The sequence below is a fragment of the Pseudomonas helleri genome, from assembly GCF_045830615.1.
In the GTDB taxonomy this organism is placed as follows: Bacteria; Pseudomonadota; Gammaproteobacteria; order Pseudomonadales; family Pseudomonadaceae; genus Aquipseudomonas; species Aquipseudomonas helleri.
Map to the genome: position 1 here is coordinate 3478491 of NZ_CP174501.1, position 18790 is coordinate 3497280.

General features: G+C 56.0%; 16 protein-coding genes and 2 pseudogenes. 13 read left to right on the forward strand and 5 right to left on the reverse strand.

Annotation, left to right across the window (positions count from 1 at the left end; all coding sequences use genetic code 11):
• The first annotated feature begins 8 nt into the window (after nucleotides 1–8).
• From ACJJU9_RS15530 to cyoD, 3 genes are read left to right on the forward strand one after another with little or no spacing between them, the layout of a single operon-like run.
• Complete coding sequence (locus ACJJU9_RS15530) at nucleotides 9–2120, forward strand: cbb3-type cytochrome c oxidase subunit I (protein ID WP_406549862.1); 2112 nt, start codon at nucleotides 9–11, stop codon at nucleotides 2118–2120.
• Nucleotides 2117–2749, forward strand: a complete 633-nt coding sequence (locus ACJJU9_RS15535) for a cytochrome c oxidase subunit 3 (protein WP_153332732.1) — start codon at nucleotides 2117–2119, stop codon at nucleotides 2747–2749. Before ACJJU9_RS15530 ends, ACJJU9_RS15535 begins: the two co-directional genes overlap by 4 nt.
• Nucleotides 2746–3081: a cytochrome o ubiquinol oxidase subunit IV gene (cyoD, locus tag ACJJU9_RS15540; protein WP_282364260.1), complete on the forward strand. Its 336-nt coding sequence runs from the start codon at nucleotides 2746–2748 to the stop codon at nucleotides 3079–3081. Before ACJJU9_RS15535 ends, cyoD begins: the two co-directional genes overlap by 4 nt.
• A 276-nt stretch (nucleotides 3082–3357) precedes the next feature.
• Here the strand turns inward: cyoD and ACJJU9_RS15545 are convergent, their stop codons facing one another.
• Nucleotides 3358–3873: a DUF1440 domain-containing protein gene (locus ACJJU9_RS15545; RefSeq protein ID WP_407728935.1), complete on the reverse strand. Its 516-nt coding sequence runs from the start codon at nucleotides 3871–3873 to the stop codon at nucleotides 3358–3360.
• Between the two features lie 212 nt (nucleotides 3874–4085).
• Between ACJJU9_RS15545 and ACJJU9_RS15550 the strand changes: the two genes are divergently transcribed.
• Together ACJJU9_RS15550 and ACJJU9_RS15555 are read left to right on the forward strand one after the other, a co-directional pair.
• Complete coding sequence (locus tag ACJJU9_RS15550) at nucleotides 4086–4529, forward strand: hypothetical protein (protein ID WP_153332726.1); 444 nt, start codon at nucleotides 4086–4088, stop codon at nucleotides 4527–4529.
• A gap of 59 nt (nucleotides 4530–4588) precedes the next feature.
• Nucleotides 4589–5071 carry a DUF2867 domain-containing protein gene (locus tag ACJJU9_RS15555; protein WP_048369376.1) on the forward strand — a complete coding sequence of 161 codons (483 nt, stop codon included), beginning with the start codon at nucleotides 4589–4591 and terminating at the stop codon, nucleotides 5069–5071.
• A gap of 73 nt (nucleotides 5072–5144) precedes the next feature.
• Here ACJJU9_RS15555 and ACJJU9_RS15560 read toward each other — a convergent pair whose 3' ends face one another.
• The gene (locus ACJJU9_RS15560; RefSeq protein ID WP_407728936.1) at nucleotides 5145–6452 is read right to left on the reverse strand and encodes a DUF2002 family protein; all 1308 of its coding nucleotides are present in this window, start codon (nucleotides 6450–6452) and stop codon (nucleotides 5145–5147) included.
• 210 nt (nucleotides 6453–6662) lie between these two features.
• Between ACJJU9_RS15560 and ACJJU9_RS15565 the strand changes: the two are divergent.
• Nucleotides 6663–6821: pseudogene (locus ACJJU9_RS15565) on the forward strand (type II toxin-antitoxin system ParD family antitoxin); the annotation flags it as partial.
• Nucleotides 6822–7126: 305 nt separating this feature from the next.
• Here ACJJU9_RS15565 and ACJJU9_RS15570 read toward each other — a convergent pair.
• The gene (locus ACJJU9_RS15570) at nucleotides 7127–7504 is read right to left on the reverse strand and encodes a hypothetical protein (RefSeq protein WP_407728937.1); all 378 of its coding nucleotides are present in this window, start codon (nucleotides 7502–7504) and stop codon (nucleotides 7127–7129) included.
• Nucleotides 7505–7639: 135 nt separating this feature from the next.
• Entirely contained in the window at nucleotides 7640–7882 is a 243-nt protein-coding gene (locus tag ACJJU9_RS15575; protein ID WP_407728938.1) for a hypothetical protein, read from the reverse strand.
• Nucleotides 7883–8409: 527 nt separating this feature from the next.
• Here ACJJU9_RS15575 and ACJJU9_RS15580 point away from each other — a divergent pair.
• The 4 genes from ACJJU9_RS15580 to ACJJU9_RS15595 are packed head-to-tail and all read left to right on the forward strand — an operon-like array spanning nucleotide 8410 to nucleotide 16154.
• Nucleotides 8410–8946 (forward strand): contractile injection system protein, VgrG/Pvc8 family, encoded by a 537-nt coding sequence (locus ACJJU9_RS15580; RefSeq protein WP_407728939.1) that lies wholly within the window; start codon nucleotides 8410–8412, stop codon nucleotides 8944–8946.
• A complete protein-coding gene (locus ACJJU9_RS15585; RefSeq protein WP_407728940.1) occupies nucleotides 8904–11159 on the forward strand; it encodes a type VI secretion system Vgr family protein in 2256 nt (751 codons plus the stop codon). The genes ACJJU9_RS15580 and ACJJU9_RS15585 overlap by 43 nt, the downstream gene beginning before the upstream one ends.
• Nucleotides 11156–15748 carry an RHS repeat-associated core domain-containing protein gene (locus ACJJU9_RS15590; protein WP_407728941.1) on the forward strand — a complete coding sequence of 1531 codons (4593 nt, stop codon included), beginning with the start codon at nucleotides 11156–11158 and terminating at the stop codon, nucleotides 15746–15748. The genes ACJJU9_RS15585 and ACJJU9_RS15590 overlap by 4 nt, the downstream gene beginning before the upstream one ends.
• A complete protein-coding gene (locus ACJJU9_RS15595) occupies nucleotides 15741–16154 on the forward strand; it encodes a hypothetical protein (protein ID WP_407728942.1) in 414 nt (137 codons plus the stop codon). The genes ACJJU9_RS15590 and ACJJU9_RS15595 overlap by 8 nt, the downstream gene beginning before the upstream one ends.
• A 39-nt stretch (nucleotides 16155–16193) precedes the next feature.
• Here the strand turns inward: ACJJU9_RS15595 and ACJJU9_RS15600 are convergent, their stop codons facing one another.
• Nucleotides 16194–16565: a hypothetical protein gene (locus ACJJU9_RS15600; RefSeq protein WP_407728943.1), complete on the reverse strand. Its 372-nt coding sequence runs from the start codon at nucleotides 16563–16565 to the stop codon at nucleotides 16194–16196.
• On the opposite strand from ACJJU9_RS15600, the gene ACJJU9_RS15605 reads away from it, so the two are divergent.
• The 3 genes and pseudogenes from ACJJU9_RS15605 to ACJJU9_RS15615 all read left to right on the forward strand — a co-directional run bounded on the left by ACJJU9_RS15605 (nucleotide 16515) and on the right by ACJJU9_RS15615 (nucleotide 18753).
• A complete protein-coding gene (locus ACJJU9_RS15605) occupies nucleotides 16515–17828 on the forward strand; it encodes an RHS repeat-associated core domain-containing protein (RefSeq protein WP_407728944.1) in 1314 nt (437 codons plus the stop codon). The genes ACJJU9_RS15600 and ACJJU9_RS15605 overlap by 51 nt on opposite strands.
• A gap of 200 nt (nucleotides 17829–18028) precedes the next feature.
• On the forward strand, nucleotides 18029–18394 hold the full coding sequence (locus tag ACJJU9_RS15610) for a hypothetical protein (protein ID WP_407728945.1): 366 nt from the start codon (nucleotides 18029–18031) through the stop codon (nucleotides 18392–18394).
• A gap of 71 nt (nucleotides 18395–18465) precedes the next feature.
• Nucleotides 18466–18753: pseudogene (locus ACJJU9_RS15615) on the forward strand (PAAR domain-containing protein).
• The last annotated feature ends 37 nt before the right edge of the window (nucleotides 18754–18790 follow it).

Consider the following 18790-nt stretch of genomic DNA (forward strand, 5'->3'; position numbering starts at 1 on the left):
GGGAGACTATTTTCGGGCAACTTAGCTGGGACTCACTGGTGTTTGCCGGCGCCATCAAGCACCCCTCAACCAGCGAATTCGTAGCGTCCGGGGCGGGCAGCATTGTGATCCTCGGCGCGATCGGTGTGGTGGTTTTGCTGACCGTCATGCATTGGTGGAAGCCGCTGTGGCGGGACTGGCTGACCAGTGTCGACCACAAAAAAATCGGCATCATGTACATCGTCATCGCCCTGGTCATGTTCTTGCGGGCCTTGATCGAAGCGGGTGTGATGCGTTCTCAGCAACTCGCGGCCGCCGATGGCGCGGGCTATCTCTCGGCTGATCACTTTGGCCAACTGTTTACCACCCACGGCACGATCATGATTTTTTTCGTGGCGATGCCGTTTATCACCGGCCTGATGAATTACGTGATGCCCCTACAGATCGGCGCACGTGATGTCAGCTTCCCGCTGCTGAATGCGATTTCGTTGATGCTGACGGCGGCAGGCGCAGGTTTGATCATGGTCTCGTTGGTCGTCGGCGAGTTCTCAACGGGCGGCTGGAGTGGCTACCCGCCCTACACCGGCATTGAGTTCAGCCCCGGTGAAGGCGTGGATTACTGGATCTGGTCAGTCACCCTGGCATCAATCGGCTCAACCCTGACCGGGCTCAACTTTGCCGTGACCCTGTACAAACAGCGTTGCCCTGGCATGTCGATGTTTCGCATGCCGCTGTTCTGCTGGACCACGCTGTGCACCTCGATTTTGATGATCTTCGCCATGGCGCCGCTCACGGTCGCGACGATCATGCTGGCGCTGGATCGCTACGTCGGTTTCCACTTCTTCACCAACGGTGACGGCGGAAACATGATGAACTTTGCCAACCTCTTCTGGCTGTTCGGGCACCCGGAGGTCTACATCCTGTTGCTGCCGGCCCTGGGCGTGTGGTCAGAGGTGGTCTCAACGTTTGTCGGCAAACGGATCTACGGCTACACCTCGCTCGTCTACGCCACCATGTGCATCGCCGTGCTCTCGTTCGGCGTGTGGCTGCATCACTTTTTCACCATGGGCCAAAGTGCCAACGTCAATGCCATTTTCGGTATTGCCACGATGATCATCGGCATTCCGACCGGGGTTAAGGTGTACGACTGGATCCTGACCATGTACCGCGGGCGGATCCGTATCACCACGCCGATGCTGTTTCACATCAACTTTCTGCTGACCTTTGTCCTCGGCGGCATGACCGGCATTCTGCTGGCCAACCCCACCGTCGACTTTCAGGTGCACAACTCGCTGTTTTTGATCGCGCACTTCCACAACATGATCATTCCGGGCGTTCTGTTTGGCATGTTTGCCGCCGTGCAGTACTGGTTCCCGAAAGCCTTTGGCTTCCGCTTGCACGAGGGCTGGGGCAAAGCGGCGTTTTGGTCAATGGCACCCGGCTTTTTGCTGGCGTTCTTCCCGCTCTACTGGCTCGGCATGAATGGCGCGCCACGGCGCACCGTAATGTGGTCCGACCCATCGTTCACCCCCTGGTTTGCTCTGGCCATGCTCGGCGCCGCATTGCTGCTGCTCGGTACGGTGTTCTTGCTGGTGCAGATCGCCGTGTCGATCCGCCAGCGCCGCCAACTCACAGTGTTGCTGGGCGATCCGTGGGACGGGCGTTCGTTAGAGTGGTCGATACCCTCCCCTCCACCGGCGTGGAATTTCTCGGTCATCCCTCACGTCGACGGCCGCGACGCCTTTACCGAAGCCAAGAAAACCGGTCAGGCCTATCGCTCACCCGCGGCCTACAGCGACATCGAAGTCCCGCGCAACTCGATGGCGGCGCCATTGATCGGCGTCTTCAGCTTCACCCTGGCGTTTGGCCTCGTATGGCATATCTGGTGGCTGGTGGTGTTCTCGTTTGTCGCCGCTTGGGCTGTGGTGATCGCACGTTCGTTTGTCTCACAGACAACCGAGATTATTCCGGCCAGCCGCGTCGAAGCGGAACACGAAGCCTTTTTGGCTGCCGTACGGGCCACGCCCGGCGTGACCCGCGACCTGGAAATGAGCCCGAAAAATCGGGGCAAGGCCGCCCCGGACAGAATCGGGCAGCCCGGCCAGAAACTCCCTGATGACGTGTTGGAGTCAGCCCTATGAATGCACCTCACTCTCTGCACCCTGGGGTCAACCTGGACGTGACAGACCGCGAGAGCCACGCCAAAGCCTCAGAAGTCATCTTCGGGTTCTGGATTTTCCTGATGAGCGACCTGGTGCTGTTTGCCGCGCTCTTTGCCACCTATGCCGCCATGAGCAGCCAAGGCATCGCCCATGGCCCGACGCCTGCCGAGGTCTTTGACCTGGGCTCGGCCTTTATCGAAACGCTCTTGCTGTTGTTGTCCAGCTTCACTTTTGGCTTCGCCATTTTGGCCATGAAGTACAGCACCAGCCGCGCCCGCCTGCTGGGCTGGCTGGGTCTCACCGCTGTGCTTGGCGCGGCCTTTGTGGCGTTCGAACTCCACGACTATTACGTGATGATCGAAACCCACGATGCGTGGCCGCAAACCAGTGGCTTTCTGTCCGCCTACTACTTATTGACCGGCACCCACGCCGTGCACGTGTCGGCCGGCATCCTCTGGATGATCGTGCTGGCGGTGCAAGTGATGACGCTGGGGGTCAATACACCGGTCAAACTGCGGCTTTTACGCCTCGCGTTGTTCTGGCACATGCTCGACATCGTCTGGGTCGGCATCTTCACCTTCGTCTACCTGTTCGGAGTCGCCACATGAACCCGGAAACCTCATCGAGCAACACTGTGCAGACGCAACCGGGCAACGAGCAGCGTAGCTATTGCATCGGCCTCGTGTTGGCCCTGGTCCTGACCCTGATCGCCTTCGGCCTGGTCTGGCTCAAGGTCGTTACAGGCACCCAGGCCCTCGCGGTATTGGGCTTCCTGGCGTTGGTGCAAGTGGTGGTGCACTTGCGCTTTTTCTTGCACATCGACTTGGGCAAATCTCACCGCGATGACCTGATGCTCATACTCTTTACATCGTTGATCTTGCTGTTGATCGTTGCAGGAACGATCTGGATTTTGTGGGACCAACATGCGCGCATGATGTAAAAGCGCAGACGCAAAAAAGGGTGACTGGTTAAGGTCACCCTTTTTTGTTGTACGAGTAAGGCTCAAACACCTGCGCGGCGTAAGCCGACTCAATAAATCAGAGTGATTGATCCCAGTTAGTCATCAAAAAACTGAACACAGCAAAGGCAATAAAAATAATTAAAAACACATGCTTTTTTTGAACCCGGTTTTTCATACTGCTCCCCTTTTAGTCTATTTCTGTCTTTTATAACCGACTGACGCCAGACAGTCATCGCCAGTCGCAGGAAACCAAATTTACAACTGATTGCGAGGAATGCTGTAGCGACGGTCACGCCTGACCGCCTCAATCGTCCAAATCCAGAAGGCCGTGCCGACAAACTCCGAGATCAGCGCTTGCGAGCCCGCCAGCCACAACCACCCCGAAAGCCCCAACAACGGAACGACCAGACCGTGGGCAAACACCGAAACACCCACGCCAAAACCAACACCGTGCAGCATTCTTGCTCGGGGTAAAAACTCCACCGCCACGCAATAAATAATCGCCATCGCGATAGAAAACAGGATATGAACACCATTGCCGCCCCAGTTGATGCTGTACCCCAGCCACTCATAGGTCATGAGGTCCACGTTAAAACCGAGCTTTTCCAGAAGCACGACCGGCGGCGGCGTGGTACTGAGGGTTCTGGGCGGAATTAAAGTCTCAAAGCCCGACTTCACCAGCGCCGAAATAACACCGGCCACTATGCCGGCCCAAATAGCAAGCTCTATGTTTCTTTCTGATTTGGGTCTCACTGCCAATAACGTTGACATTAAATAACTCCATATCCTTATCGAGTAACGTGCAGTACTGCCTTTATTAATACGCACACACCTGCGCAGAGGATGACTGTAGTCGATGTTTTTTTCCTTTGCCTAATCATGACGCCTGCAAAGAGCTGAGCCAGAGTGAAGCCAGCCTGGCAGGAGCGAGCTACAATCGAGCTACCTCTTACGCTGAGTGTCTGTTATCGGAGCCCTGCGACATGTCAGATACCAATATCGATAAATTCAATGACTTGGCTGGCAAAATTTTTGCCGAGCTGTACGAGCACTTCCCGATCCCCTACGACCTCGTCGCAAAAAAACTGGCGACCCCCACCTTCACCTCTGAAGGCAACGACCTGTGCCTGCTGGAGCTGCCCGCAAGCGACGCCGATTTTTTTAATGCCACCGTCCGCTGGCTTATCGGCACCGGCTACCTGACCGGCGAAATCTGCCCCAACACCCAAGTCTCGGGAGCCGTCCTGACCTTAAAAGGCCTGGAAGCCCTGAAATCAACGCCGCACTGCCTTACCCACGGGCTTTCAATCCGCCAGCGCCTGGCCGAAACCATGAAAGAAGGCAGCAAAGAAACACTCAAAAGCGTGCTGGCTGAAGAAATCGCCCTGGGCGCCAAACTCATCACCCCTGTGGTAGAGATTCTCTAGAGTGTGCAGGGCTCAAGACGTTGTGATAAATAAAATCAGCTCACCGGAAGGGAAAAAGTTTGGCCATCACCTCCCCTGCACCCACGCTGCGCGCGCCGTCCGAACTTGACTACTACCACATCAGATCGGTCCAACTCCCGGTGCACATCAGCCCGCTTGACGCCTGGAACATCATCACCGCCGACTCGGGGCTGCTCATGCGAACAGCGTTCCAGATAAGGGACGCGATCTCCGCAAAATTTGGCGTAAAACGGATCGGCGGCTTCACAGGCGCCGAGCGCAAAGACGTACACGTCGGCGATCATCTGGATTTCTTTCTGGTGGAACATAGCGACCCGCAGATGCTGATCCTGACCGAGCGCGACAGACACCTGGACGTGATGATCTGCATTTCAATCGCAGATCGCTTGCTCACCATTACTTCATCAGTCGTTACCCATAACCTGTATGGGCGTATTTATATGGTGCCGGTGGGGGTGGCGCATAAGGTGATTGTGGGGAGTTATGTGAGGCGTTTGGCGCGGGTGGTTGGGGGTGGATAGGGGCGGGTTCGCGCTAGGGTTGCAGCCCGCCAGGAACATGAATGGACTCAATTCATCAAATCCACCACTGCACTCAAGTCTTACAGCACCACTCTCGATGGGCTCGCACTGCAGCCATTGAGAGTTCAGGAGTATTCGCCGCTCTAGCCCTAATCTTTTCGCCCGCGAGGCAAGCGTACTCAGAAGTGTCCAGGCTGGGTTTAAGCTGCAACTTGAGTTCCTCACACAAATAAATTAAACCTCTGTCCCACAACGTGTGGAGATCACTGCGCAGTAGAAGCCCGTTACTAATATGATTGGTTTCTTTACCTAAGTAAGGCGTGACATGGGCAGCCTCAAGCACCTGCTGAACTGCGGAACCTGAGATAGCGCAACGTCCCTCATAGGCGGTAAGCAACCCACTGCGAAATGCCCCCTGCCCTTGACGAAGAGTTATCTCTTTCAAGGTTCGTGTACGGTTATCTTCGACGCCGTCTGGCGAAAAAGTAGACGATTCGGTTGCAGCACTAATGGTGATACCGTCCTCTGAGAGAGTCGTGCTTTCAAGCGTAAAGAACCCTTTTTTCCACGAAATAACCTTTGCTAGCCCTAATACTCTATATGTCGTGACTTGTGGTTTCTTAGTAAGCTGCACAAGAACAGCCACAGGCACTCCATCCTCCTTACACCTATACAGCCCCTGATTGGTGAAAAGTTTAGTGGAACTCCCACGCGGGCTCTCCTCTTGAGCATAGGTGTAGTGCCAACTTCCATTCTCTTGATAAATGGGCATTTGATCGCTGTAAGGACTGTCTAGCCTCTGACTAATCGACAGCGCATAGTCAGATTCCTTTGGCTTGTAAATGCCTTTTGCTGAAATCGCAACAGTAGATGGTGCATTTTGAAGTTGTTCCCAAGTCAAAACTTGCCCCGCACGCTGTTCAAACCACGCTAGTAACTCTGAATGGGTAACACGCTGACTTTCAGGGGCAGAAGCCCCGGCAGAAAATGAGAGCCTTCCTGCATCAACCAGTTCGTCAGTAAGCGATGGATACAAAATCTTCAACAAACCAATTAACGAATTTTCAGACTCTAGCGATAAGGGTATACCGTAGTGAATCAACTCCCCACCTTGATTTAAGCGCTTTGGAAACACGGTCATATTGCTATGGTGAATATATTCGCTCCCGACGTTCACACCGTTAACACTCTGAAGTTCAGAAACTCGCGCCGCCAAACCGGGATCAATTATCAGGGCAGATTTTCCTGAAATATTCTTCACATTTACGATCAGGTACTCGCCATGTTTATAACGCCAAATGCAGATCTTATCCGTATGGCTGACGACGGAAAATTTCAAATTTTCAAGAAACTGATTGATTTGCTGGGGCTTCAATTTCATTTTTGCTAGCACTTAACAATAGTAGGAGCGCCCGCCGACACAGGCTTGAGATTTTACCTGCGACGATAGCAGAAATATCCTACAAATTGCCCAGCAATGTACTGTGATGAAGCTTCATCATTTTTAGAAGGCACGAAGCAAACCGCAGACCCCGTAATTTCGATAGCGGTCAGGTGTTTTTTAAGGATGGAGAGGCACGGTAAGCACATCATGTGCAGCACTCAACACTTCAGCATCACTTGGCCCAATCAGATGGGCGAGGCGGTGAAAGCCAAAGTTGCTACTGGTCAATACCCCACTGAAAAAGAAGTCATTCGTGATGGCCTTCGAGCGCTGATGGCCCGTGACCGTGAAATGGAAGGCTGGCTGGTCGTCTAGGTAAAGCTACAGCTTACAACCAGACACCTTGGAGGATGGATCGCATCACAGAGGGTGATGCGTTGGCTACCAATGAATGAATTTTAGGCAAGCCAGCCGCTACTTTTGCCTAGAAGCCACAGTACTAACCCTGAGCTAATCAGCACTGCGCTACAAACATAGCCGAAGAAAAATTCAGCGGCATTCAAACTTACCAAGCACTCTCAAAAATTTGTCAGTGATTAACTCGTTGCGTTGAAGCTGGCTCGATCAAGAAAGAGAGCCATTTATTAGCAACGATACCGTTACTGCTCAAATCAACCAAAAATCTTGCTAACCAACACTAGCAAAAAAAGCAAACTTATTAGCACGATTCCAGCCCACTGCAAAAAAACTAGCCTACGCTTAAGCTGCACTGGAAACCGCCTGATATCTTCAGCATCAACAGTTCCGCGCCTAATATATAAACCGGGAAAAGTTACAACCCCTGAAACACTACCAACCAGCAGCAACTTACCCCAAAGCCCGCCTTGCTTAAATTGCGCCAAACTTTCAATAAAAGAACAGTTCCGCAAACACCCCAACATCAAATCCATCTGAGCAAATGCAATTCGAAGCGCAAGAGTTATCCAAACAAACATACAGACAATTACTGCACCACATAGACAACCAACGACAAAGTCGACAGTACTCATTTTACGATCTCGCAGATCACATCACCCACCAACTCTCCAGCAATGCCTGAAGTTAAAGAGCCAGCCCCCACATCCGTTACCCCGCATAACGCTGTAAGCCAAGTAAAATACATAAACCTGCTACGACAGGGACCGTTAAAAGTGAAACGGCAACGACGCCACCTCCAACACCCACACACAAAAATCACTGTTTTCAACAGTCTCTACGATCTGTTGCTCACTCATTGGCCGACCGAACAAATCAACATGAAATAAGTTAAGAGCCGTATGGGGCAAATGCAAAGCACGCTCTACGTTCGCTTTTGCAAAAAATGGTGATTCTATATTTCTGAAGCTAATTCCAAGTCGTTCGCGATCTTGTCGACGAATAAGGCGCATGTAGTATTTTCCCTGATTAAGACCGACCGCGCCGATTGATGCTGGCCAACTTATTTGAAGAGCGCGGACTGTATCGGCCAGTTCTGCTAGAGATCTGTCAGATCTTTCCTTTAATTGGGGAAGTTTTATCTATTCCATGCCCGGCTCGATATGGTTTCACCTCATCGGCCACATCCTTGCTCAGCACGTTCCGACAGGAAACCTGGGCCGTCACAGCGTGCAACACCAAAGATGATCAGGCACTGCAAAAATTGCTCAGCCAACTGCAGACTCTGCTCTTGTGGCGAGCTATTTCGCGCATGCTCGCCCCAAAATTTGCTGCCTTCACATGATTACCTCGCCCGAATAATTCCCGCAAATAACTTAATTACGGAATATTCCTACGCAATATAAGGAATACGGAAGAGGACGAACTCAAAAGTCATCTTTAAAGTTCATGCCATTCAATCTAAGCCATTGCCTATAAACCGCAATCTGCGCACAGAGCAACTTAACTCTGCCCCCTGTGCACGCACTCAGGAGCAACTATGTCCCGTCCACAGGATGTGCGGTTTACCTTCAGTTCAACAGCAGACATTGCCTTTGATGTGGTGTCATTTGAACTGAGCGAAGGCATCTCTGAACTTTTCTGTTTAAACGTTGAATTGATCAGTGAATCCGCCAATGCCGACTTCGCCACCCTGCTGGACAAACCCGCCACACTGACCCTCTTCCAAAATGACCAGCCCGTACGGTACGTACACGGCCTGATCAGCCAGTTCGAGCAAGGTAAAACCGGCTTTCGTCGCACCTGGTATCGCGCCCGTATCGAGCCCGAGCTGGCCCGCGCCAACCTGCAATCGGACTGGCGCATCTTTCAGCAGCGCAGCGTGCCGCAGATTCTCCAGCAGTTGTTCAAGGATCGCCACTGGGGCGCGTGTACCCAGCGCCTGACCGAGCCCCATAAAACACGCGAGTTCTGCGTTCAGGCTGGCGAGCTGGACCTGGCGTTTTATCAGCGCCTGGCCGCGCCGAAGAAGGCTTGCTGTCGATCTTTCAGCACAGTGAGGCCGGGCATTCGTTGATCCTGGCTGACCACATCGCCACCTTCGGCATTTTGCAGGATGAGCCGTTGGTCTATGCGCCCAACCCCGGCGGCGATCCCGCGCAACCGTCACTGCACAGTTTTACCTACCGCGAACAGGTGCGTAGCAGCGAGCAGACTCAGCGCGATTACACCTTCACCCACCCGCGTTACAACCTGGAGCAACAAGAACAGGCGATGCATCTGGACCATCAATCCAGCGGCTATGAACGCTACGACTACCCCGGTCGTTACAAACATGACAACGCCGGTAAACCCTTTACCCGCACCCGCCTGCTGGCCTTGCGCAGCGATGCGCGCACGGTTGAAGTGACGGGCGATGATGCGCGGCTGGTGCCGGGTTTGGCCTTTGATCTGGTCGGCCACCCGCGCGAAGACATGAACATCGGCTGGCGCGCCGTGCACATCCACCACAGCGGGCAGCAGCACACCGCCCTGGAAGAGGAGTCCGCCGACAGCCGGGTCGGCACTCGCTACAACCTGACCGCCACCCTGATCCCGGACACCCTGCAATGGCAAGCCCCGCTGCTGCCCAAGCCGTGCATCGAAGGCCCGCAAATCGCCACGGTGGTCGGCCCGGCCAATGAAGAAGTCTATTGCGATGAGCATGCCCGGGTGCGTCTGCAGTTCCCTTGGGACCGCGAAGACCGCAACGATGACCGCAGCTCTTGCTGGGTGCGGGTGTGCCAGAGCTGGGCCGGGGCGGGTTGGGGCCATGTGGCGTTGCCGCGTATAGGTCAAGAGGTGCTGGTGGCGTTCCTGCATGGGGACCCCGACCAGCCGATGGTGATGGGCCGCAGTTACCACGCCATCAACCGCACACCTTACAAACTCCCGGAATTCAAGGCCATTAGCCCGATCCGCAGCAAGGAGCTGCACGGCCAACGCCACAACGAACTGCGCCTTGATGACACCCATGGCCAAATCAGCGCCACGCTGATGACCGACCATCAGCACACAGCGCTGAACACGGGCTTCTTGACCCATCCGCGCCCGGATGGCGGAGCGCCTCGTGGCGAAGGTTTTGAATTGCGTACCGACGCCCACGGTGTGGTGCGTGCGGGCGGCGGCTTGTTGCTGACGACCCAGCTTCGCGCCCGCGCCGTCGCCCATCACACCGACCTGCCCGAATGCGCCGAGCAACTCAGCATTGCGCAGCAACATCACGCTACCTTTTCCCAACTGGCCCGCGACCATCTGGCCCAGGAAAGCGGCGATCAAGATGAAGTCGCGCAGGCACTCAGTGACCAGCATGCGGCCATTCGCGGCACAGGCGGCAACCCGAGCGCCAACCAGTTCCCGGAGCTGAGCGAACCCTATCTGGTGCTGCACAGCCCTGCCGGAATCGCCAGCAGCACACCGCAATCCACTCACTTGACCAGCGGCGAGCACCTGGCCCTGACCAGTGGCGGCCACACCAGCCTGGCCATCGGCAAACGCCTGCTGATCAGCGCCAGCCGCGGCGTGCGCACTTTCGTCCAAAGTATGGGCTGGCGACTGGTCGCGGCCTCTGGCGACATTGACATTCGCGCTCTCAAAGACAACATCAACCTGCTGGCCAAGCTCAACATCACCGCCACAGCCGAACGCATCACCCTCAGCGCCAAAGAAGAACTGGTAATCAAGGCCGCAGGCAGCACTACCACCTATAACGCCGGTGGCATCATCCACACCACTAGCGGCCAATACATCGCCCATGCCAGTAACTTTGCCTATAAAAACGCGCAAAACCAGGCCGCGGCGTTTCCCCAAGACCTCAAAAGCGGTACCGGGAATCTGGAGTTGCTTCAGCAGTATGCCAATGGGTTGGCGTTCAAGGGGGGCCAATACCAGGTAGAAGATGCTCTAGGGCAGGTGTTCAAAGGCGTGCTGGATGCCAATGGATTTGCAGCCGTGGCGGGGTTGGCGCCCGGCCCGGCCAACGTCCAGTTCAACAAAGACCCGGTTGATGTCTGGACCGATCCGGGTTTCCCCGGGCCCCATGAACAAATCGAAACCACCACCGCTGACACCACCCGCACCCACCTGCCGGTTCAGGCCCGAGCAGTGCTTGAGACAGTACTCAACACCCCACCGTCTAAAAACGCGCTGAAGGCAGCAGCTCTCAGCAAAATGCCCTCGTCCGTCAAAACCCTCGCAGGCAGCAGCGATGCTTCCGGACAGCGGCCCGGCAACCCGGAGAAATCATCATGAATTCTCCTGCCACTCGCCCACGGCAATCGGCCAACAGCCCAATCAATACGGTCACCAAAGACGATATCGAGGCAAGCAAGGAAAAGCTCGACCAATGGCTGCGCAAGCTCACCAACGATACGGTCAGCTGGAACATGGTGCACGCCGCTGGCTCGGTGATTCCCGGGGTCGGTACAGTCTTTGCGGGGATTGATGCCATTGGCGATCTGCTCACGCTGATCGAAGGTGACCGCGAGGATTTCCTCACTTGGGTGAGCCTGGGTATCAATGTGGTCGGGTTGGTCTCGTTCCCCGGCGTCGGTCCTGCCCGGCTTGCGGTGCGCACCACGCTGTCCACGGTGCGCAAAAACGGTCTGGCGGCCATCTCAGCAGCCATGCTTACCGCCCTCGAAGAGAATCTCAACGACAAAACCCGAGGCGCACTCGAAGACTTTGCCGCCGCCATTCAAACCCGTCTCAGCGAGCTGTTGGCGAAAATCGCCGCCGAAATCAGCAAAGCCTGTGCCGCCTTCGCCCAGATGCTCAGGAGCATCGCCAGCGATGACGGACAGAAGACGCTGGCAAACAAGACTAAAACTGCGTCTCTGTTCGCAGGCCCGCTGTTCGCCATTGGGGCGCATTTTTTAATCGACGACAGACTGCTCTCCAAAAGCACCTGCCAAGAGCTGCTCAGCGTGGCCAAGAGTGCCGACGATATCGGCAAGCTGACCGCGCAAAAGGTCACGTCGCTGGGCGATGCGGGAAAAATCGGCAGTATTGGCAATTTGATTGCCGAACTGGTCTGCGCCCTCGCCCGCCGCAAGCGCCGCGGCACCCAGCCAGCAAGCGTCGCACCACAACACGTCAGCCACGCCCAGGCCCAAACTGGCCAACGGGGGATGGTGACTCAAAACACTCAACGTCACACCGACAGAGATCCCGGCTGCAAAAACAAAACCGCCTCAAGCACCGGTTGCAGCATCAGCTTCGCCACGGGTAGCGAAACCGTCGCACACGCTGACTTTTCCCTGCCCGGACCCTTCCCGGTTGAATGGGTGCGCACCTACCGTTCAAGCCTCGACGCCCTGGATCACGGCAGCCTCGGCGCACGCTGGATCACCCCCTTCACGACCCGCATCACGGTCAACGACACAGGCCTGATCTACCTCGGTGCCGACGGGCGCAACCATCGCTATCCCAACCCCAAGCTCGGCAAACATCACTACGACGCTGTTGAAGGCGTACTGCTGGTTCGCAACTCAGCCACCACCCTGGTCATCGCCCGCGGCCACGACAGCCAGGAACACTACCAGCAGTTGAGCGATCACTACGCCCTTAGTGAAATCACCCTGCGCGGCGGCGCCCGCATCACCCTGCACTATGACCACCAGCACGCAGGCCAGGCGGTGCTGTCGGACCTGATCACCTATCAGGGCGACACCCCGCACCAGCATATCCACACCCAACTCGACGACAACGGCCGCATCAACGCCCTGTGGCTGATGCACGAAGGCGCGCCCTTGCGCCAACTGGCGGGCTACGACTATGACGAACACGGCGATCTGCGCGCTGCCCGCGACGAAAACGCCGCGCAGTGGGCGTATCAATATCAGCATCACCTGATCACCCGCTACACCGACCGCACCGGGCGCGGTATGAACCTGCAATGGCAAGGCGACGGTCCGGACGCCAAAGCCGTGCGCGAGTGGGCCGACGACGGCAGCTACGACACCCGCCTGGAATGGGACGCCAACATCCGTCTCACCTACGTCACCGATGCCCTGGGCCAAGAGACCTGGCACTACTACGACATCCTCGGCTACACCTATCGCATCATTTACCCCGACGGCAACGAAGAATGGCTGTTTCGCGACGCCGCCAAAAACGTCACCCGCCATATCCACACCGATGGCAGCACCGATTCATATGCCTACGATGAGCGCGGCAACCTGCTGCAACACACCCGCGCCGACGGCAGCAGCATTCACCACGCCTACGACGACCAGGACCAGCGCTTCAAGACCCGCGATGCCGAAGGCGGCCTGTGGAAATACGACTACGACCCGCGCGGCAACATCATCGAAACCCTCGACCCCCTGGAGAACACAACCTGCTACGCCTACAACAGCGACAACCTGCCGGTGCTCATCACCGACTCCCTCGGCGGCAGCAAACACCTGGCCTACAACGCCGACGGCCAACTGACCCGCTACACCGACTGCTCGGGCAAAGTCAGCCAGTGGCAGTACAACGCCCTCGGCCAGCTCAGCCGGTTTACCGACGCTGCGGGCAACATCACCGCCTACCATTACAGCGCCGGGCAACTGGTGCGCCTGACCCTGCCAGACAACACCGAAGAGCATTTCGAGCGCAACGCCGAAGGCCGCCTGCTCAGCCACACCGACGCCCTGCGCCAGCGCACAGTGTGGCACTACAACGAAGCCGGGTTGATCCAGCAACGCCTGCAGGCCGACGGCAGCACCCTGGCCTACCGCTGGGACAAGCTCGGCCAATTACTGGAACTGCGTAACGAGAACAACAGCACAGCCACCTTCGCCTACGACCCGGCAGGCAAACTGCTGAGCGAAACCGGCTTCGACCGGCAAACCATTCACTACCAGTACGAGAACGGTAGCCAACAGCCGACCCACCGATCCGACGGCGACCGGGTCTGGCGATACGACTACGATCCGCTCGGCCGTCTGAGCGCCCGCCACGCCGCCTACCAGGGTGGTAAGCAATGGCAAACCGAAACCTTTGCTTACGATGGCAACGGCAACTTGCTGCTGGCCACCAACCCGACCTGCAAACTGCAGTGGTTTTACGATGCCGCGGGCAACAACACCCGCGAACATCAGCACCTGCACCTCTACAAACCCTGCCACGTTGCCATCTGGCAGCACGAGTACGACGCCCTCAACCAACGCATCGCCACCACCCGCCCCGACGGCCACCGGGTCAGTTGGCTGACCTACGGCAGCGGCCACTTGCTGGCGATGAAAGTCGACGACATCGAACTGCTCAGCTACCAGCGCGACGACCTGCACCGCGAAATCGTCCGCCACCAAGGCAACGGCCTGCAACAGCGCCAGAGCTGGACGCCCAACGGCCAGTTAAAGGAACAGACCGTAGCCCTTAGCGGCTCAAGCACGCGCCTGCTGGTGCGCAACTACCGCTATGACGATGCCGGGCAATTGACCGACCTGCACGACAACCGCCGTGGCGACATCAACTACCGTTACGACCCGCTCGGCCGCCTGCTCGGGGCCAGCAGCCAGCACAAAGAAGAAACCTTCGCCTTCGATCCGGCCAGCAACCTGCTCGACCCCAAGGCCCCGCGCCGGCCCATACACCACCCGCCGCCCAAGCTCCTCGATAACCTGCTGCGCGACTACGCCGGCCAGCACTACACCTACGATGTGCGCGGCAACCTGCTTGAACGCCTCGACAACGGCAAAAAAGCTCGCTTCACCTGGGACCTCTACGACCGCCTGACCCGCTACGAAGACGACCGCCTGACCGCCGAATTCGCCTACGACGCCCTGGGGCGACGCGTAGCCAAATACTCCAAAGCCCACTGCCCGCCCAGCCCCGGCGCCGGCCCGGCGTGGATCGAGCAGCAACAGCGCACGCTCAACGCCCAATACGACTGCGGCCAAAACATCTACGGCTGGGACGGCGACACCCTCGCCTATGAAACGCGCTACAGCGATAACCCCGGCGAACGACGCCTGATCCACTACTTCTACGAACCGGGCAGCTTCATCCCCGTCGCCCAAACCGTCGAAAACCGCAGCCTGTCGCTAGTGCGCGAGCCAAGCCATGAAAACGGCTACCACATCGACCGCGACCCGCTGTGGCAACACCAACCCGTGGCGAAACCGTTCAACGCCATGGCCTGGTACCAATGCGACCACCTCGGCACGCCCATGGAACTCACCGACCAACGCGGCGAGATTGCCTGGAGTGGGACCTATCAAGCGTGGGGGTTGGCCAAAGAAAAGCGTACCGACAGCGCAACTCGCGAAAACATCCGCAACCCGCTGCGCTTTCAAGGGCAGTACTTCGATACCGAAACCGGGCTGCACTACAACCGCTATCGGTACTATGATCCGCAAGTCGGACGGTTTATCAGCAAAGACCCGATAGGGTTTGCGGGTGGGCTGAACGTCTATGCGTATGCGCCGAATCCGGTGGGGTGGGTTGATCCGTTTGGGTTGAGCGTAACTCTCGCAGAACGGCTTGCGAACAAAGCCCAAAATTTACCTGCCTCCAAACGTCCGAACACAGTAGCCGTAATCACATCTACTGATGGAAAAATTACTATTGGAAAAAATCAAGGGGGAGTGACCAACCCCGAAGTGCAAAATACCCTAGACGGACTATCTCCCAACGAGTTTTCCGCCCAGTGCGCAGAAGTAAACGCAATCTCAAGAGCAAAGAACAAAGGGATAGAGTTAAAAGATTCCTCAATTTCAGTCGCAAATGTTCGTGGAAAGAAAAGCAGCAGCGGCATTCACGGAACTAGCAAGCTCCCCTGCTCAGTTTGCAATCCACTTTTAAATAAATTTGACATGAACCTATTAGAGAGATGCCATGATAATGGATAGAACAAAAATTTTATCGGAATTCAAAAACCTCCCCGTGTCGGAAATCCAGCGATACGGCTCGTCGTGCCTAAGAGCATTTTGCGCAGAGAAAAAAATTTCACACCCAGCAATCATTGATCTACTCGATCATCTTGAATCCATGCATTTCAGCCAAAATCTACCTGAATGGGATCGTCAAGGGGCTTTATTAGAACTAAATGGAAGAGGAGATGAGATACCAGCAGATCTAGAAGAAATTTTAATAAAAAATAAAGCTACCGATTTAACTGACCTAGTTGATAGCGTAGTAGAAATCGGAATTGTAGATCTATATGGAGGAAGAACAAACCTTCCCATAGAGTTCCTGGATCGAGCAATGACCATACTGGAAAAAAACAAGATTCAATTACCAGCACCTAGCGCATAATTAATTATCAACCGTTCTTTAATAAAAAAACCATTGGCATTAGCATTGGCGTAGCGTCGCTAATGCTTTATCGCCCGCCACACCGGGCACAAGGACGGCTTCGAGTGGCAGACCGAAACCTTTGCCTACGATGGCAACGGCAACCTGCTGCTGGCCACCAACCCGACCTGCAAACTGCAGTGGTTTTACGATGCGGCGGGCAATAATACCCGCGAACATCAGCACCTGCACCTCTACAAACCCTGCCACGTTGCCATCTGGCAGCACGAGTACGACGCCCTCAACCAACGCATTGCCACCATCCGCCCCGACGGCCACCGGGTCAGTTGGCTGACCTACGGCAGCGGCCACTTGCTGGCGATGAAAGTCGACGACATCGAACTGCTCAGCTACCAGCGCGACGACCTGCACCGCGAAATCGTCCGCCACCAAGGCAACGGCCTGCAACAGCGCCAGAGCTGGACGCCCAACGGCCAGTTAAAGGAACAGACCGTAGCCCTTAGCGGCTCAAGCACGCGCCTGCTGGTGCGCAACTACCGCTATGACGATGCCGGGCAATTGACCGACCTGCACGACAACCGCCGTGGCGACATCAACTACCGTTACGACCCGCTCGGCCGCCTGCTCGGGGCCAGCAGCCAGCACAAAGAAGAAACCTTCGCCTTCGACCCGGCCAGCAACCTGCTCGATCCCAAGGCCCCGCGCCGGCCCATCCACCACCCGCCGCCCAAGCTCCTCGACAACCTGCTGCGCGACTACGTCGGCCAGCACTACACCTACGACGCCCGCGGCAATCTGCTTGAACGCCTCGACAACGGCAAAAAAGCCCGTTTCACCTGGGACCTCTACGACCGCCTGACCCGCTACGAAGACGACCGCCTCACCGCCGACTTCGCCTACGACGCACTGGGGCGACGGGTAGCCAAATACTCCAAAGCCCACTGCCCGCCCAGCCCCGGCGCCGGCCCGGCGTGGATCGAGCAGCAACAGCGCACGCTCAACGCCCAATACGACTGCGGCCAAAACATCTACGGCTGGGACGGCGACACCCTCGCCTATGAAACACGCTACAGCGACAACCCTGGCGAACGACGCCTGATCCACTACTTCTACGAACCGGGCAGCTTCATCCCCGTCGCCCAAACCGTCGAAAACCGCAGCCTGTCGCTAGTGCGCGAGCCAAGCCATGAAAACGGCTACCACATCGACCGCGACCCGCTGTGGCAACACCAACCCGTGGCGAAACCGTTCAACGCCATGGCCTGGTACCAATGCGACCACCTCGGCACGCCCATGGAACTCACCGATCAACGCGGCGAGATTGCCTGGAGTGGGACGTATCAAGCGTGGGGGCTAGCCAAGGAAAAGCGTACCGACAGCGCAATACGCGAAAACATCCGCAACCCGCTGCGCTTTCAAGGGCAGTACTTCGACACCGAAACCGGGCTGCACTACAACCGCTATCGGTACTATGATCCGCAGGTCGGGAGGTTTATCAGCAAGGATCCGATCGGTTTTGCGGGTGGGCTGAATGTCTATGCGTATGCGCCGAATCCGGTGGGGTGGGTTGATCCGTTTGGGCTAGAAAGTGTTGATACTCTTAAACCCGGTCCATTTGCAGTAGAGTACATTCCCGCGCATCGAGGCCGACCGACATCAGAGGAACAAAGATAAGTCAACGGACTTATGAAAAAGTACGGATGCCACACATGTGGAACTTCCTCTACTGGCACAAAAAGTGGGAACGCAATAGCCGATCATCAGCCGCCGCAGGCACTGGGAGAGCCAGAAATATTCCTCCCTCATTGCAACACGTGCAAAGCGAGGCAAGGCGGTCAAGTTCTTCAAGAAAAGCGCAGAAGGAGCAAAGGATAATGACAACCACAACATGCTCACTAACTCATCCAGTGATATTTATCTTTGATCACTCCAGTGAAGAGGTTGAAATTCCCGATTATGACGAATCCGCCGGAGTAAGTACTACCTCATCATGCATATCGATTGGAGCCATTGCTGACGTTGACGGGGATATCACTATTTCATTAATAAATGAATACCCAAAAACACCAAGCATCGAAATTTGCGATCAAGTTGTGGCCACACCCAACAACACAATTTCAGTTGTAACGGCCGACGACACGAAACTTCTTGAGACAAATACAAACAATAAAGAGGCACGCGTTCGAGTCCTCGTCAACAATAGAAATCATCCAGACAATATCACCATTGTTATCACATGAAATTTAATAGCAAATGCAGCTGGAAAGCCGAAAATATCGAGCCTCTCACTTTCAGAATGCCAACTAAATAGATGGATACTCATGCCCTAGTATTCAGCCCCGGCGGCATCACCCACGACAGCGGAGTCGTCATTGAATCCATCCCCCACACCAACCTCAACGGTAAGTTGATGGCAGGTAAAAACAGCCTGATGATGTGCCTCCTGATGTAAGGGGCCTTTCCCTATTGTCAGGGCAGCAGCACCTATTCCGTCAACGGAGTTCCTGTCGCTTTGGACGGCATGAAAACCGTCTGCGGTGTCAGCCTGATCGCCACAGGCTTTCGCGCATTGGTTCATCGTTCTTTAACAGCCCAATAACATTGACCCAGCGCTACCAATGCCTATGGTGTACGTA

Excerpts from the sequence above, each read along its gene's own strand:
- ACJJU9_RS15535 (WP_153332732.1), top strand. The coding sequence starts at position 2,117 with ATGAATGCACCTCACTCTCTGCACCCTGGGGTCAACCTGGACGTGACA.
- cyoD (WP_282364260.1), top strand. The coding sequence starts at position 2,746 with ATGAACCCGGAAACCTCATCGAGCAACACTGTGCAGACGCAACCGGGC.
- ACJJU9_RS15545 (WP_407728935.1), bottom strand. The coding sequence starts at position 3,873 with ATGTCAACGTTATTGGCAGTGAGACCCAAATCAGAAAGAAACATAGAG.
- ACJJU9_RS15550 (WP_153332726.1), top strand. The coding sequence starts at position 4,086 with ATGTCAGATACCAATATCGATAAATTCAATGACTTGGCTGGCAAAATT.
- ACJJU9_RS15560 (WP_407728936.1), bottom strand. The coding sequence starts at position 6,452 with ATGAAATTGAAGCCCCAGCAAATCAATCAGTTTCTTGAAAATTTGAAA.
- ACJJU9_RS15570 (WP_407728937.1), bottom strand. The coding sequence starts at position 7,504 with ATGAGTACTGTCGACTTTGTCGTTGGTTGTCTATGTGGTGCAGTAATT.
- ACJJU9_RS15575 (WP_407728938.1), bottom strand. The coding sequence starts at position 7,882 with ATGCGCCTTATTCGTCGACAAGATCGCGAACGACTTGGAATTAGCTTC.
- ACJJU9_RS15580 (WP_407728939.1), top strand. The coding sequence starts at position 8,410 with ATGTCCCGTCCACAGGATGTGCGGTTTACCTTCAGTTCAACAGCAGAC.
- ACJJU9_RS15590 (WP_407728941.1), top strand. The coding sequence starts at position 11,156 with ATGAATTCTCCTGCCACTCGCCCACGGCAATCGGCCAACAGCCCAATC.
- ACJJU9_RS15595 (WP_407728942.1), top strand. The coding sequence starts at position 15,741 with ATGGATAGAACAAAAATTTTATCGGAATTCAAAAACCTCCCCGTGTCG.
- ACJJU9_RS15605 (WP_407728944.1), top strand. The coding sequence starts at position 16,515 with ATGAAAGTCGACGACATCGAACTGCTCAGCTACCAGCGCGACGACCTG.
- ACJJU9_RS15610 (WP_407728945.1), top strand. The coding sequence starts at position 18,029 with ATGACAACCACAACATGCTCACTAACTCATCCAGTGATATTTATCTTT.